The organism is Streptococcus sp. HMSC067H01, assembly GCF_001814775.1.
Taxonomy (GTDB): Bacteria; Bacillota; Bacilli; order Lactobacillales; family Streptococcaceae; genus Streptococcus.
On record NZ_KV817777.1, the window covers coordinates 9771 to 25241 of the forward strand.

Sequence of the window (15471 nt, forward strand, 5' to 3'; positions counted from 1 at the left end):
CTTCCTAGTTTGCTCTTTGATTTTCATTGACTATAAGGATAGTTTGGAGGTTTGACCATGAAAAAGCTACTACTAGTCCTAGGTGCGAGTGTGCTAGTTTTATCTGCTTGCCACAAGGCGACAGAAGATAACACAACTAGTCCTTCAACACCGATGGAGCAACAAACCAAGGAAGTAACCAACTATTTTCACTACCTAGCGGATTCCTATCAAAAGGCTCTTGCACACGAAAAAGAAGCCAAGGATACAAGTGTTCAATCCCCCATGGCTGCCACCGTTGTAGCTATGGAAGAACTCCAGCAATCTAATCCGACTGACCAAGCCTTGATTATGAAGAACTACTCGGATTTTCAGAAGCTAATCCAATACAACACGGAAAAGTGGCAGGAAGAGTTTGCAATCTGGGCTGCTTCTATGGGACAGTCCTATTATAGACTAGAGCATAGAAATTTTGATGAAAAAAATGAATTCATCAAAAAATTAGAAACAACGACTGTTTCTCAGAAAAGAGTCAGATGGAATATTTTCGGGGTATCCAGTGACAACGCCTATGATTACTTGGTTTTGGATGCCTACTATGACGATCAGGACAAACATTTCTACTTATTTACACTGAAAGATGGGCAAGCACAGGTCTTACATGCCGATAAGACGTTAGAAACTGTCAGTGCTGCAAACTTTGAAGAGACTGAAAACACAGATTTAGCACAAGGCTTTAAGGAATTTCTATTAAAAACGAGTGTCACTAGAGAGAATGAGCCAGATATAGACAATAGTTCTCTAATAGACAAGATAAAACTAGCCATGGAATCCTACTCGGATAGTAGTGGTGAAAGATATAAGTCGGCTAGCCTAGCAACATATGGTCGCTATTATGGGCTTGCAGTTCCGGATCAGATTATGCAATTTGGGCAAGTCGATGGAGTCAAATATACTTTTAAATGGCATGGCTATACTGCTGGTCTTGGAGAAAAACGATTTGAAATCTTGGCCTGTTATGTGAATGAAGCAGGGACAGAAGTGATTCTCTTTGGCTATAAGGATGGTCGCCCTACTATTTTACATACTGAGGGGCAACCAGAGATTAATCAAAACGAAGCAGGTGCTATTATAGATGCCCAGGTTCATTTTGTTGAATTTCACCAACCGATATTAGAACAAGTTTTCAAGTAACAAATATGAGCAACACCTCTTGCAAGCAAGACGTTTCTCGTGAAACATCCTTCTTATATAAAAAAGTTCTCCACATAAAATAATTTGTGGAGTTTTTTCTATAATTAGTAGTTTAAACTATCCATAAAATAAGAGTATACTCTTATTGTAAACGTTATCAAATCTAAAAATTGTGAGATTATCAAGTTTTAGAAAAATAAAAAGGGAGGAAATTATGAACAAGTTTTCAAAAACCTTGAGAGATAACTGGATTTTTCTCTTAATGGTTCTACCAGGGACACTTTGGTTGATCTTATTCTTCTACATCCCGGTATTTGGAAATGTGGTTGCCTTCAAAGATTATCGAATGACTGGCGAAGGGTTTGTCCACAGTATTATAAATAGTAAATGGGTCGGATTAGACAACTTCAAGTTCTTGTTTAGTTCAAAAGATGCCTTTGTTATCACTCGAAATACTGTTCTTTACAACCTTGGCTTCATCTTTATCGGTTTGATTGTATCGGTTGGTATTGCCATTATCCTTAGTGAACTTCGCTCTAAGCAAATGGTTAAAATCTACCAAACATCTATGTTGTTCCCTTACTTCTTATCTTGGGTTATCATCAGTTTCTTTACAGATGCTTTCCTAAACATCGATAAAGGGGTCATCAACCACGCCTTGGAAGCTCTTGGCATGAAGGGGATTAACTTCTACGCTGATATCAGTATCTGGCCTTATCTTCTCCTTTTCCTAGGTATTTGGAAAGGCTTTGGATACAGTAGTGTTATGTACTATGCAACAATCATGGGTATTGATCCAACCTACTACGAAGCAGCAACAGTGGACGGTGCTAGCAAATGGCAACGTATCCGCAACGTAACCATCCCTCAGTTAACACCGCTTGTGACAGTATTGACCATCCTTGCAGTCGGAAACATCTTCCGTGCAGACTTCGGTCTCTTCTACCAAATCCCTCACAATGCTGGTCAGCTCTATAGTGTAACAAACGTATTGGACGTCTATGTCTTTAACGGTTTGACTCAGACAGCAGATATCGGTATGGCTTCAGCAGCAGGTCTCTACCAGTCAGTCGTTGGTTTGATTTTGGTTATCCTATCAAACTTACTAGCACGACGTGTAGATCCTAACTCAGCCCTATTCTAGAAAGGAGGAGCATATGGCAAAAAAAGTTCAAAAAGCAAAAATTGATAATGTTGGCATACACTCCTTCAGCAAGAAAGCAGATATCTTCTTTAGTATCATATCTGGTTTGCTAGCCTTCTCTTGTATCTTGCCTTTCATCTTTGTTATCATTATCTCAATTACAAATGAGAAGAGTATCATTCAAAATGGATATAGCTTCTTCCCATCACAATTTGGATTAGATGGTTTTGAGTTTTTGACTCAGTTCAAAGATAAGATTTTACAAGCGCTCTTTGTTTCAGTATTTGTAACAGTAGTTGGGACATTGACAAACGTCTTTATCACGACAACTTACGCCTATGCCATCTCACGTTCAACATTTAAGTACCGCAAATTCTTTACAATCTTCGCTCTTCTTAGTATGTTGTTCAACGCTGGTTTGGTACCAGGCTATATCGTGGTGACACAATTGCTTCACCTTGGTGATACCATTTGGGCCTTGATCGTTCCGATGCTTCTCTCACCATTCAACATCATGCTGATGCGTTCCTTCTTCAAGAAGACCATCCCAGAAGCAATCCTCGAATCAGCTCGTATCGATGGAGCTAGTGAAGCTCGTATCTTCTTCCAAATTTGCTTGCCGCTCTCACTACCAGGTATCGCAACGATTACACTATTGACAGCGCTTGGATTCTGGAATGACTGGTTTAACGCCCTTCTTTACATCAAGAGTGATAACTTGTATCCATTGCAATATTTGCTCATGCAAATCCAAAACAACATGGATTACATTGCCAAGTCAGTTGGTATGTCAGGACAACTTGCAGTTGCCCTACCAAAGGAAACAGGTCGTATGGCCATGGTTGTAGTTGCAACCCTACCTATCGCGATTCTCTATCCGTTCTTCCAACGCTACTTTGTAAAAGGTTTGACCATCGGTGGTGTTAAAGAGTAAGAGACGCTGAGAAACAAGTTTTCTCTATCCTATCTAATTTTTCTTTGTTGAAAAGTAGATCATTAAAATTGTATTAAATTTAAAAATAAAAAAAGGAGTTTTTATAATGAAAAACTGGAAAAAATATGCTTTTGCATCTGCTAGCCTTGTAGCTTTAGCTGCTAGCCTTGCCGCTTGTGGAAACCTTAAAGGAAACAGCCAAAAAGCTGCTGACTCAGCTTCAGGTGACAAAACTGTTATCAAAATGTACCAAATCGGTGACAAACCAGATAACTTGGATGAATTGCTAGAAAATGCAAACAAAATCATCGGAGAAAAAGTTGGTGCTAAATTGGATATCCAATACCTTGGTTGGGGTGACTACGGTAAGAAAATGTCAGTTATCACTTCATCAGGTGAAAACTACGATATCGCATTCGCAGATAACTACGTAGTAAACGCTCAAAAAGGTGCTTATGCTGACTTGACAGAATTGTACAAGAAAGAAGGAGCTGACCTTTATAAAGCACTTGACCCAGCTTACATCAAAGGTAACACTGTAAACGGTAAAATCTATTCAGTTCCAGTTGCGGCTAACGTTGCGTCTTCACAAAACTTCGCCTTCAACGGCCCACTTCTTGAAAAATATGGAATCGATATCTCAGGTGTAACTTCATACGAAACACTTGAACCAGTATTGAAACAAATCAAAGAAAAAGCTCCAGATGTAATGCCATTCGCTGTTGGTAAAAACTTTATCCCATCAGAAAACTTTGACTACCCAGTTGCAAACGGACTTCCATTCGTCATCGACCTTGAAGGCGACACTACTAAGATCGTAAACCGTTACGAAGTTCCTCGTTTCGTAGAACACTTGAAGACTCTTCACAAATTCTATGAAGAAGGATACATTCCAAAAGACGTAGCAACTAGCGATACTTCATATGACCTTACTCAAGATACTTGGTTTGTTCGCGAAGAGACAGTAGGACCAGCTGACTACGGTAGCAGCTTGCTTTCTCGTGTTGCTAACAGAGACATCCAAATCAAACCATTTACTAACTTCATCAAGAAAAACCAAACAACACAAGTTGCTAACTTTGTAATTTCAAACAACTCTAAGAACAAAGAAAAAGCAATGGAAGTGTTGAACGTCTTGAACACTAACCCAGAACTCTTGAACGGACTTGTTTATGGACCAGAAGGCAAGAACTGGGAGAAAGTTGAAGGTAAAGAAAACCGTGTTCGTGTCCTTGATGGATACAAAGGAAACACTCACATGTCAGGATGGAACACTGGTAACAACTGGATCCTTTACATCAATGAAAACGTTACAGATGAGCAAATCGCACAATCTAAGAAAGACTTGGAAACTGCTAAAGAATCTCCAGCGCTTGGATTCATCTTCAACACTGACAACGTGAAATCTGAAATCTCAGCTATCACTAACACTATGCAACAATTCGATACAGCTATCAACACTGGTACTGTAGACCCAGAAAAAGCTATTCCAGAATTGATGGAAAAACTTAAATCTGAAGGTGCTTACCAAAAAGTATTGGATGAAATGCAAAAACAATACGAAGAATTCTTGAAAAACAAATAATCTCAAGAACAATTGATTTCGTGTATTCATTCCTAAAAGATGCGATCACTGCCTTGTCTGGATATTTCCAGACGGGGTGGTGATTCTTTTTAAAGTGTTTGCATATAATTATCTGTATTTAAAATCAGATATTTACTCTTACATATAACGTTGGACACAGACATATGAAAAAATACCATCTACTCTTTAAAATCAGTGCAATCTTATCCTACTTATTTTTTGTATATGGACTTTCTCAGTTGACTCTTGTTATCCAAAACTATTGGCAATTTTCTTCTCAGATTGGGAATTTTTTCTGGATTAAAAATCTTATCAGTCTTGTCTTTATTGGCCTCATGATTTGGATTTTAGCCAAGGCAGGACATGGCTACCTTTTTGTTATTCCAAAGAAAAAATGGCTATGGTATACAGTTTTGACAGTTTTCGTAACTGTACTTTACATATCTTTTAATTTTCAAACGGCAAGACATGTACAGTCAACCTCTGAAGGCTGGGCTGTACTAATCGGCTATAGTGGGACAAATTTTGCTGAGTTTGGTCTCTACCTGACCTTATTTTTCCTAGGTCCTCTGATGGAAGAGTTGATTTATAGGGGTTTGTTCCAACACGCCTTCTTTAAAGATTCGAAGCTTGGACTTGACCTGATTCTTCCTTCGGTTTTGTTTGCTCTTCCGCACTTTTCTAGCTTTCCAAATTTCTTAGATATTCTTGTTTTTTCGACATTTGGAGTATGTTGTGCTGGATTAACTCGTTATACCAAGAGTATCTATCCTGGCTATGCAGTCCATGTGATTAATAATATTGTAGCAACCTTGCCATTTTTGTTAACTTTTCTTCACCGAATATTTAGTTGAATCAAGATCTGAAAATGGGTCTTGTTTTCAATTTTCAGTCAAATAAATTGCATTCGCTTTCTTGGGGGAGTATACTGGTATAGTTGAATGAAAAATTCTGATAATTTAATCTTAGAAAAGAGAAGCAAATGTCAAAAGATATTCGAGTTTTACTTTACTATAAATATGTTCCCATCGAAAACGCGGAACAATTTGCTGCAGACCACTTGGCTTTCTGTAAGTCTATTGGCCTCAAGGGCCGTATCCTAGTTGCTGACGAAGGGATCAACGGAACCGTTTCTGGTGACTACGAAACAACGCAAAAATACATGGACTACGTTCACAGCCTTCCAGGTATGGAAGACCTCTGGTTCAAGATTGACGAAGAAAGTGAGCAAGCCTTCAAGAAGATGTTTGTTCGCTACAAAAAGGAAATCGTTCACCTTGGTTTAGAGGATGATAACTTTGACAATGACATAAATCCTCTTGAAACAACAGGTGCTTACTTGTCGCCAAAAGAATTTAAAGAAGCCCTTCTAGATGAAGATACAGTTGTCCTTGACACACGTAACGATTACGAGTACGACCTTGGACACTTCCGTGGGGCTATCCGTCCAGACATCCGCAACTTCCGTGAATTACCACAATGGGTCCGTGATAACAAGGAAAAATTCATGGACAAACGTGTCGTGGTATACTGTACTGGTGGAGTCCGCTGCGAGAAATTCTCTGGCTGGATGGTTCGCGAAGGTTATAAAGATGTCGGTCAATTGCATGGAGGAATTGCCACTTACGGTAAAGACCCAGAAGTTCAAGGGGAACTTTGGGATGGGAAAATGTATGTCTTTGACGAGCGTATCGCAGTCGATGTTAACCATGTTAACCCAACCATTGTAGGGAAAGACTGGTTTGACGGAACACCATGTGAACGTTATGTTAACTGTGGAAATCCCTTCTGTAACCGTCGTATCTTGGCATCAGAAGACAACGAAGACAAGTACCTTCGTGGATGCTCACACGAGTGCCGTGTTCACTCACGTAATCGCTATGTTTTAGAACATGAATTGACACAAGACCAAGTCATCGAGCGTTTAGCAGCTATTGGTGAGAACTTGGATCATTCTGAAGTCGTATAATAGTATCAACAGTCCTTGATAAGGGGCTGTTTTTCTATGCTTTTGACTAAAAAATCTTAAATTTGTTTCTGCATCTTTCAGGAAAATGGTGTATACTATATGTAAACGATTTCAAAGGAGACCATTTATGGTGAAAACATTTTTTATTCCAAATAAACAAAGTATTTTAGGACAACAGGAGATTCTAACAGCTAAGTCAGTCTTGGGCCTAGTAGATGGCTTAGAGTCACATAGTTATGATGCTGTCTATCTTCGTCAACCCCTCAATCGCCTTGAGTATATCGAGTGTGGAATAGTAGGCAAATCTCAATTTCTCTTTAAAGTTCGATATCTAGATGCTCAAAAAGGCTATCAAGTGATCATTCCTGACTTAATCACAAGAGCTGACTGGGTGATTGTAGAAGCTCTCTTGCAAGCCTTGTCTAGCAAGGTTGGTGAAGCAGTTGAAGGCTTGGCAGACTTTGATTTGGAAGACTATTTCCAAGAAACTGTTAAAAACTATCTAGCTGATAAGGATGCTCGTTTGGCCTTTTGCCAAGGAATTCTATCAACTATTTACTTTGATAAGAAGGATTTAGAAAGTTTCCTAGAAGAAGATGGACTGGCACGTTTTGAAGAATTAGTTAAGAGGGTTCAAGGGTCAGATGCTTATCCTGCAAGTGCTAAATTCTACCCAGATAGTGAGGGTAAGGTTCATGGAATCTACCACTTGGCTCAAGGAGTAAAGACTATTTTGCCAAAAGGTCCTGTTGTTCCCGTGCCTTATGTTGAGCAGTTGGCTGGTAAGAACCTTGTCTGGGAGATTGACTTGGTAAAAATCTCTGGAGATGGTTCTAAGCCTGAAGACTACGAAGCAGTAGCTAGACTTGATTATCAAGCCTTTTTAGAAGCTCTTCCAAAGGAACTTTGTCAGGATTTGGACGCCAACCAAATAGAGGTAGGACCAGTTTCAGGAGAGGATTTTGAAGTCTTAGCAAATAGATAAATAAGGAATCTGTGATAAAAGTTTCTATAAAGTTAAAAAGCGGACAAGATTAGTTTTCTGATTATCAAAATTCTGTCTTGTTCGCTTTTGTGTTTCTAAAATTTTATAGTAATGATCCTCTAAAGCTAATATCTTTCTATCTCGCTGCCTTTATCTTACATAAAAGCTAGGATTCGTAGATATTCAAAAACTAGAGTCATTTCTGCTAGGAAGAAGAGAAATAGGATACCACCGTTAACTAGAAATGCCAAGAGAAGGCGATAGAAAGGATCAGTTTGGCTATCTTTACTTGGTCTTGAGATGGTATAGAGGTTGGCAAGAAGTACCAGACCAATGCTAATGAGGCAGAGAAGAGCCGCAAAGCGTAGACTATTAAAGAAGGCAAAGAAACTGGCAATACCTGTGAGCAGGAGAGGAAGGGCGAAGAGTCTGCTATACTCTTGCAAGGATTTTTCCAGTGTCCAGTCATTGTCTTGATTGACAAAACGTTTAACTACAAATCCACCCATAAGGATAGAAAAGAAGAATAAACTTGTCGCTACCAAGATGGAGAAGATAGAAAAGAGATTCAGTGAAGGAAACTGCTCGCTGACATGAGAGTTGATAGCCGCCATATGGCCGTAGTAGCTATGTTTGGCGTGGTAAACAGTAAAGAGAAAACTCGTAGCAGAAAAGATAGTTAGGAGGGCAAAGGCGGTGTAACTATTTTTTTTATCTGTATCAAAACGAGCTGTCGGCTCTTTCAGAGCACCTAGTAGCCAAGTCCAAAAATCAGCCAATTCTTCTTTGAAGATTGCAGTTTTTGTAGGGACAGGATCTGGGACAAATGGACTTTCCAAAGATTTGCTAGGCTGATGTGCTTTCTTAACTGTTTTTTCTGCTTGGTCTGTCTTTGTTGCCAGTTCTTCTTGTTCTTCAGTCTCTACAGGTTCTTCTGACTTGTCTGTCTTTGCAACGATTTCTTCGTGTTCGTCATTCTCTACTTTTTCTAGGTCAGCTTCTTGTTCTTCAGGATTGGCTTGAAGGCTTTCTTCAACCACTGGCAACTCTTCTTTTTCTTTTAACTCTTCTTGGGGAATGACTGGGTCAGATGGGTTATCTTTTTTCTCATTGTTGGCTGTTTTCTCGAAATCAGCACTTTCGAACCATTCTTGAGTCATGATGAGACCTCCTTTTTGATTAGTAACTTTTTATTCATGATGTCTATAAGAAGGCGAGCGAACATCCTCTTTTGGTAGATTGATGTCTTGACCAGCTTTTGCGACAAGTAAATCTTGTGTATCTTTTTTCTCTGATTTGTAAGGATTAGAGAACTCTTCATCTTCCATGTTTTCCTCGTTTGGATTATATCCTTCCCTACTACGATGATAGATGGAACCATGGTCAGAAGAAAGTTCTACATTAATTCTCTCAAGTTCTTTTTTAGCTAGTTTGATGACTATATCTTTTTCTGACTCTAGCTCTACCTTACCATGTACTTGAATATCCTCAGCAGAGATATGTTCATGGTCTGCTTGGATGCGGCTATCTGTTAGACTGGTTTCAAATACATTGACAATTCCAGTTGTGATCAGTTGGCTATTTTTAATCTCGCTATCAGTGATACGAAGAAGATAGCCATTTGACAGAATCTTGGCATTGCTGAGTTTTGCATTGGCAATTGAAAGGATACGATGGTTTACCTGGGCAGTTAGATTTTTTAAGTCTTTTCCTCTTGGTAATGAGAGAACAACTTCATCATTGCGGCTAGAAATTCCGCTTGCGATAAAGAGGATACCTTCGATACTAGAACCTATAGAGCGACGTGTAGTTGATTTGGTATCAGTTATTTCAAGACTTTTCTCTTTGATAGAGTGTTGAAGATTTTCTTTTTCAGAGATGGTCGGGTGATACTGAAGGTGAATCTTATCATCGTTTGACTCCGTAATGACGAGCGAATGTTCTTTCAGTGAGATGTTAAGGTTTTCGATATCTTGATCAAAAACGAGTTCTTCCATTCGACTTTCAAATACTGGATTTTGAGACATTGCAAGGAGGCTTCTGACACCATCTGTTTGGATACCGATGATCATCATGGAAAAACCAATGATACTGGTAACAACACCAAAGATAAGAAATCCTTTTGTCCATTTACGCATGTCTTTCACCTCTCTTTCCTCTATTAAGAATCCATTGGATGAGTCGAAGGACCAGTAATCCAAAGAAACGTGTTACGTAAGAAGTGGCTAGTAAGACTAGGGATGAAGCTCCAATCGCCAGTAAACCACCACCAAAAATCAGCACAAAAGCAGATGTAGATTCAGCCAGAATGTAGAAGCTTTCAAATAGGAGAACGCCTCCTAGGATTAGTCCAGCTACTGATACAGCAAAGAAGGCTATAAGTACGCTGACAGCAGCGATAAAAATGCCGATGATAGCCATGAGAAGAGCAATTCCGACCGGAATTCCAATAGGAGCTGCAAGAAGGGCTAGTAGAGCGATACGTAAAATATGGCGGTCGTTCTTGCTGGAATTTTCTTCGTTGATTTTCTTATCAAGAAGTGTAGTCAGGACATCATGGGCAGCTTCTTTTGGACTTCCCAGGCTAGCGATAAGCTCCTCCTCACCTTCTGGACCCGCATCATCAAAGAGTTCTTTGAAGTAATCCATGGCTTCAATGCGATCAGATTGAGGAAGCTTCATCAGATAGGCTTCAAGCTGATTCAAATATTCAGTTCTTGTCATGGCGAATGCTCCCTTCTATGATGCCATTGATAGTGTCAGTGTAGAGTGTCCATTCTTCTCGAAGGACAAAGAGTTGCTCCTCTCCGATTTCTGTCAAGGAGTAGTATTTGCGCATCCGACCTTGGTATTCGCGAGAGTATGTAGTCAGGTAGCGGTTGGTATCCAGTTTTTTCAAGATGGGGTAGAGGGTGGATTCCTTGATTTTGGCAATGAGTTTAATGGTTTGGCTAATCTCATAACCATAGGAATCCCCTTGTTCTAGGATGGCCAAGATGAGAAATTCAATCAAGGCCGCTGATGTTGGAAAATACATGGGGCACCTCCTTTTTTAGTATGTAAAAATTTTATATATAATTATTCTACACATACATCATACATCTAAATGTAAGCCCTGTCAAGTAATATGTGTAAAATTTTTATATATAAAAAATCTCCTAGTGAAAACTAGAAGATTAGAGGATGTTTTGCATCACTTTGAGGCAATGCCTATCTGAAATCCTCATCATAAATGGGCGGAAGATAAAAATACTTGTCTTCAATCTTGATTTTGGCACAGAGGATGCCGTTTTGATAGACATATCCGTTAAATGGAGGATAGCTATCTAAGTTTTCTAGGATATTCTCAGGCAAAGATCTGAAATTGTAATCCCTCAAGGCCCCAGAACCAATCAATCTTTCAGTCCGATAAGTCTTGATTTCTTTTTCATATTTTTTGAGAAATTCTTCTCGTTTCCTTTCAAAGAGAGCCAAATCTCCGTCATCTAACTCGTAATAGCGTTCGTAACCAGCAATCCAAGAAATATAAACACACAGTAAAGATTTTTCTATCTCAGGAGAGTAGCCAATTGTAAAGTAATTTTCTTTGTCGACCTGCCGATTTTCTACTGTGATAGTCTGTATAAAGTTAGTCATGATAATCTCCGTTTCAGGAATGAACTAGAAAGGCTTCTCATTTAAAAATCCTTTAGCTCATCAAAGATTTCTATAAATTTTTCTTTGTCCATTCCTAAATCTTCAGGTAGTAAATCTAAGATCTCGACCAGGGCATCATAGATATCCTCTCTCTCGATTGTTTCAATAAAACAGTTACGCTTGTCCATTTTATTGAAACCTTGAGTATATTCTCTTATGAGGGCTTCTATGTGTTTTATAGTATCCTCGTTGGGGTTTTCTAGAAGCTTTATAAGACTTGCTCTAGTCTTTCTATATAGAGAGGCTGCTTTTTTTGCGTTTGCGGTTGAAATATTCTCTTGTCCATCCCATGAGCGAAATGGATTGTCTAGGTTTTGGGCTAGCCATTCAGCTTTTCTCGGTTTTGTTATCCAAAGATTCAGTCCCTTGTCCTGCTGTTTTTTATAATATTTTTTGGCTACTTTAGCGGCCTCTTCTGGTAAGCTGCTCATCCAAAACATGCTTAATCGAGGTAAATCTTCTGGTTTGGGAATATCCTCTGCAGTAAAGCCAAACAAATCAACAGTTGAAAAATTGACTAACTCTTTTAACTCTGATAATTTATGGAAATTGAGAATATGACCAGGTTTCCCCCACAATCTTAATTCCCTAAGCCTTGGATAGTTATTCAAGATTTGTGCAAAGTCTATTTCAAGGATGTTCGAACAATGGATGGCTCCTAAATCTTTTAATCCCAGTACCTTAGGTAGAGAACGATCAAGTTGTAATCGTAAGCTGGCTCCATGGTCCTTTACAAGTATCTGACAATTGTTGCTCATGTCTCCTAATAAGACTAGCTCCTCCAAATCATCATTCAATCTAAGTTCCTCTACGCCTGTCAAATCAATGGAAAGTCGATGTATGGATGTCTTAGAAAAATCCAGTTTTGTTTGTCCATGATTCTCAAGAACTAGTTCTGTAATAAAAGGAGTTGACTGCAAATACTCATATAAATTTTTGTGCCATCTCGTTAATGCCAACTTAGATAAACAAGGAAAGACCTTTAATTCTAATGCGTCTTCAAAAGGCGTCCACTCGTCATTGATATTGTGTTTAGAAATACGGCACTCATTTCCTGCAAATGAAACTTTTTCCTTGCTTTTATCTGCTTTCTTAAATAAATCTCTTTTTTCTTTTGGTATTTCTTGCCATTTCAGTTGCCTATAAATATCGGAACCATTTCCCCAAAACATAGCATAAGTATTGGTGCTTTTGGTTGTTAATGGTGTTGTATTACCAATAAAAATATAATTTGACGGTACATGAATATCAACATTACTCAGATGTAAGTCTCTTTCCCAGTACATAAAATCTATATAGAGTGGCTTCAAAGAAGATAGTTCTTCTTCCTTAAGAGGTTGATCTCCTGACCAGTCTAATGATAGTAGGACAGCCTGTGGCTTTTTCTCCCCCTCTTCTATCTTGGTTATCTGACAAGCTATGTATTTTTTTAGATGGAAATTGTAAACACAATAGACGTCCCCTGCTTTTGCTAGCATACAAATTTCTCCTTACATGATTCAATGGTCTTTGGATAATCGAGATTTTTTATCCAATCAAAATTTCTTAATGGTGTTAAAATAATCATAAATGCAGACGTTTATAATTTCTACTTTAGCATCGCTTCAACTATCAATTCCCAAAGTAATAACCTTTTATGTACCCAAACAGTGCTACTTCTAATAAATTGTAACCGGAGTCTCCCTAGCTTTATTATACCATTTTTGCGCATAGGAAGAGCAGTATGCTTGGTAAATCTATACTTTTTAAAATGTTGTGAAGATACAAAAAAACCAGACTCAGTCTGGCTTTCATATCAGTTGAATTTTAGGTAAATTCTCTTAGATTTTATGAGTGTCATTTAGAATAGAGAATAGGAGTGTACCTATCTGAATTTTATCGTAGATTTTTTATACTTAATATTCTTATCCAAAAGTTTCAATAAAGGAGTCACGTATTCAGGATTCGGAAACTTGGGACCGAAAATGACTTCACCGATTTGAATATTTTCTTTTCTCTCAAGATAAAGTTTACCGAATTCAGGAGAATAATCAATTTTTATTTTTTCGTTATCAGAATTTAAGTTAGCATATTGCAAAATACGCAACTCCTCTTCATACTTGTAATCGACCGATTTGAATAGGTAGCGGATTTCTTCTATACAGTCAGCGATAGCTTTTTTATAGAATAGATCTTCTGAATTTTTATAATTCGTTAATTCTGATTTTAAATCTCCTAACAAACCTTTTAATCGTGTTACTTCTTCATGAGTGAATAGTTCAGTTTCTTCGATATCGAATTTGTCACCAGAGTAATGAACGTAAGCTACTCGATATAAATAATCCCTATCATTATTTGATGTCGAATGTTTGTCTTCAGAAATTTGTACATTTTCATTTCCTATAATCGTCAACTCTTTACCGGATTCATTTAGAGAGATATCGTTTGGAATTTCAACGCTTGAATTCATTTTATGACTTATTTGTTTATCTGAGTTTTTTTGATACCAAGGAAGGTCACTAAGTGAATGATAATGAGCAAAATCATTCTCATTTAGTACAATACAGACTCCTTCTGCGTTATTTCCATATTGCGACCACATGGCTAAATCATCTGTTTTGCTAGTAAAACTCATTAAAAACCAAGAGCTTGGGTCCAAAGGATTTCGTTTTTCTAATTTTAAAATGTCTTCTAGAATGACACCTTCTTCAGGATCGTTCATATAGTTGGCGTTATTCAGACGTGTCTTTCCTGAGATGGAGAATGGTGCATTATCCTCTTTTCCTAGTATACTTTGGAGTGCTTTCCTGAAGTATAGTGGCCGAATTTTAGCTTTCTATTTATGTCTTCATCTTTCAATCCAAGCTCATACTTGAGTTGTTGGACAAGCGTATAAATTTTGATTAGTTGATTGATTTTTTTTGAGTCTTCTCCATAATGATCTATCCAAGCTTTTAAAATATCGTATTTTGTATCTGATATAATACCAAGTTTTAAGGTGCGAATAAGCAAATTTTTCTCTTTATCCTCCTTTTCTTCTTTAATTGATGAATTGAAACAAAGTTGATCCAGAGCTTTTATGATATTAGTAGTAGGAAACTGAACTTGATTTTGCTTAAATTGTTCTTCGTTTTCGAGTGTCTCGATTAGAATATTTAAAATATTGATACTTGGGATAGACCTCAAAGATTGACAGATATCATTTACAAGAGTTGAATGCTCGATCAGATTATTAGTTGCAAAATCTTTCCTGGCTGTAAGATACTGGACAGTGATCTCTTCAGATTGTTCAAAGTTATGGTATAACCTTGTTAGTTTATCCATAGTTTCAAATTTTTCAGCTTGGTGTGGTTGTTTAGTGATGATATTCGCAAGGACTTCAGCGTAGCATAAAGTGATATCTTCATTTTTTTCAAAATTAAAAGCTATTTTTTTAAGTTTAGAAGCAGTATCATTTAATTTATCTAAATTGGCCTGCTCAAGTGACAAATTAACTAAAGCCATAGCATAATTTAATGCGATATCTGGATACTTATTGAATTTTTTATAGATAGTTTGAATTTTCTGAACAGTTTTAGTGATATCTTCTAATTTCGTCTGTTCAGCTGATAGGCTGACTAAGACCATAGCATACTGCAAAGCAATATCTTGAGGTTCATTGAAATTTTTATATATAGCTTGAATTTTTTGAGCATTTTCAGAAATTTCTTCTGGTTCAGTCTGTTTGATTGATAAATTAACCAAAGCCATAGCATATCGTAAAGCAATGAGTTCTGAATTTTGGAACTTTAACGTTAAAGCTTTTAGTTCAGATATAGTTTCTCTACGTTGTTTGATATCATTTTGGAAATTTGAAAGATTGAATAAAGCGTTAGCATACCGTAAAGCAATGAGTTCTGAATTTTGGAACTTTAATGTTAAAGCTTCTAGTTCAGATATAGTTTCTTCGCGCTGTTTGATATCATTTAGGAGATTTGAAAGATTGAATAAAGCGTTAGCATACCGT

14 protein-coding genes and 1 pseudogene are annotated in these 15471 nt (G+C 37.6%); 7 read left to right on the forward strand and 8 right to left on the reverse strand.

Annotation, left to right across the window (positions count from 1 at the left end):
- Positions 1 to 57: 57 nt before the first annotated feature.
- The 7 genes from HMPREF2987_RS00965 to HMPREF2987_RS00995 all read left to right on the forward strand — a co-directional run bounded on the left by HMPREF2987_RS00965 (position 58) and on the right by HMPREF2987_RS00995 (position 7790).
- Positions 58 to 1173 (forward strand): DUF4767 domain-containing protein, encoded by a 1116-nt coding sequence (locus HMPREF2987_RS00965; RefSeq protein ID WP_075228963.1) that lies wholly within the window; start codon positions 58 to 60, stop codon positions 1171 to 1173.
- Positions 1174 to 1387: 214 nt separating this feature from the next.
- Positions 1388 to 2317 carry an ABC transporter permease gene (locus HMPREF2987_RS00970; protein WP_075228964.1) on the forward strand — a complete coding sequence of 310 codons (930 nt, stop codon included), beginning with the start codon at positions 1388 to 1390 and terminating at the stop codon, positions 2315 to 2317.
- Between the two features lie 13 nt (positions 2318 to 2330).
- Positions 2331 to 3251, forward strand: coding sequence for a carbohydrate ABC transporter permease (locus HMPREF2987_RS00975; RefSeq protein ID WP_075228965.1), 921 nt, complete (start codon positions 2331 to 2333; stop codon positions 3249 to 3251).
- A gap of 106 nt (positions 3252 to 3357) precedes the next feature.
- Positions 3358 to 4836, forward strand: a complete 1479-nt coding sequence (locus tag HMPREF2987_RS00980; protein ID WP_075228966.1) for an ABC transporter substrate-binding protein — start codon at positions 3358 to 3360, stop codon at positions 4834 to 4836.
- Between the two features lie 164 nt (positions 4837 to 5000).
- Positions 5001 to 5690, forward strand: a complete 690-nt coding sequence (locus HMPREF2987_RS00985; RefSeq protein ID WP_075228967.1) for a CPBP family intramembrane glutamic endopeptidase — start codon at positions 5001 to 5003, stop codon at positions 5688 to 5690.
- 128 nt (positions 5691 to 5818) lie between these two features.
- Positions 5819 to 6805, forward strand: coding sequence for an oxygen-dependent tRNA uridine(34) hydroxylase TrhO (locus HMPREF2987_RS00990; RefSeq protein ID WP_075228968.1), 987 nt, complete (start codon positions 5819 to 5821; stop codon positions 6803 to 6805).
- A 127-nt stretch (positions 6806 to 6932) separates the two neighbouring features.
- A complete protein-coding gene (locus HMPREF2987_RS00995; RefSeq protein ID WP_075228969.1) occupies positions 6933 to 7790 on the forward strand; it encodes a DUF4299 family protein in 858 nt (285 codons plus the stop codon).
- Positions 7791 to 7945: 155 nt separating this feature from the next.
- Here the strand turns inward: HMPREF2987_RS00995 and HMPREF2987_RS01000 are convergent, their stop codons facing one another.
- The 8 genes and pseudogenes from HMPREF2987_RS01000 to HMPREF2987_RS11185 form a co-directional block, all read right to left on the reverse strand.
- Complete coding sequence (locus HMPREF2987_RS01000) at positions 7946 to 8950, reverse strand: DUF6574 domain-containing protein (protein ID WP_075228970.1); 1005 nt, start codon at positions 8948 to 8950, stop codon at positions 7946 to 7948.
- A gap of 30 nt (positions 8951 to 8980) precedes the next feature.
- Positions 8981 to 9928: a DUF4097 family beta strand repeat-containing protein gene (locus tag HMPREF2987_RS01005; RefSeq protein ID WP_075228971.1), complete on the reverse strand. Its 948-nt coding sequence runs from the start codon at positions 9926 to 9928 to the stop codon at positions 8981 to 8983.
- Positions 9921 to 10514 (reverse strand): DUF1700 domain-containing protein, encoded by a 594-nt coding sequence (locus HMPREF2987_RS01010; RefSeq protein ID WP_075228972.1) that lies wholly within the window; start codon positions 10512 to 10514, stop codon positions 9921 to 9923. The genes HMPREF2987_RS01005 and HMPREF2987_RS01010 overlap by 8 nt, the downstream gene beginning before the upstream one ends.
- Positions 10501 to 10827 carry a PadR family transcriptional regulator gene (locus HMPREF2987_RS01015; RefSeq protein WP_006149048.1) on the reverse strand — a complete coding sequence of 109 codons (327 nt, stop codon included), beginning with the start codon at positions 10825 to 10827 and terminating at the stop codon, positions 10501 to 10503. Before HMPREF2987_RS01015 ends, HMPREF2987_RS01010 begins: the two co-directional genes overlap by 14 nt.
- A 173-nt stretch (positions 10828 to 11000) precedes the next feature.
- Entirely contained in the window at positions 11001 to 11426 is a 426-nt protein-coding gene (locus HMPREF2987_RS01020) for a hypothetical protein (RefSeq protein WP_075228973.1), read from the reverse strand.
- A 41-nt stretch (positions 11427 to 11467) separates the two neighbouring features.
- Positions 11468 to 12964 carry a gliding motility protein gene (locus HMPREF2987_RS01025; RefSeq protein ID WP_075228974.1) on the reverse strand — a complete coding sequence of 499 codons (1497 nt, stop codon included), beginning with the start codon at positions 12962 to 12964 and terminating at the stop codon, positions 11468 to 11470.
- A gap of 386 nt (positions 12965 to 13350) precedes the next feature.
- Positions 13351 to 14187: a DUF2971 domain-containing protein gene (locus HMPREF2987_RS11180; RefSeq protein WP_257374839.1), complete on the reverse strand. Its 837-nt coding sequence runs from the start codon at positions 14185 to 14187 to the stop codon at positions 13351 to 13353.
- A gap of 62 nt (positions 14188 to 14249) precedes the next feature.
- Positions 14250 to 15471: pseudogene (locus tag HMPREF2987_RS11185) on the reverse strand (hypothetical protein); the annotation flags it as partial.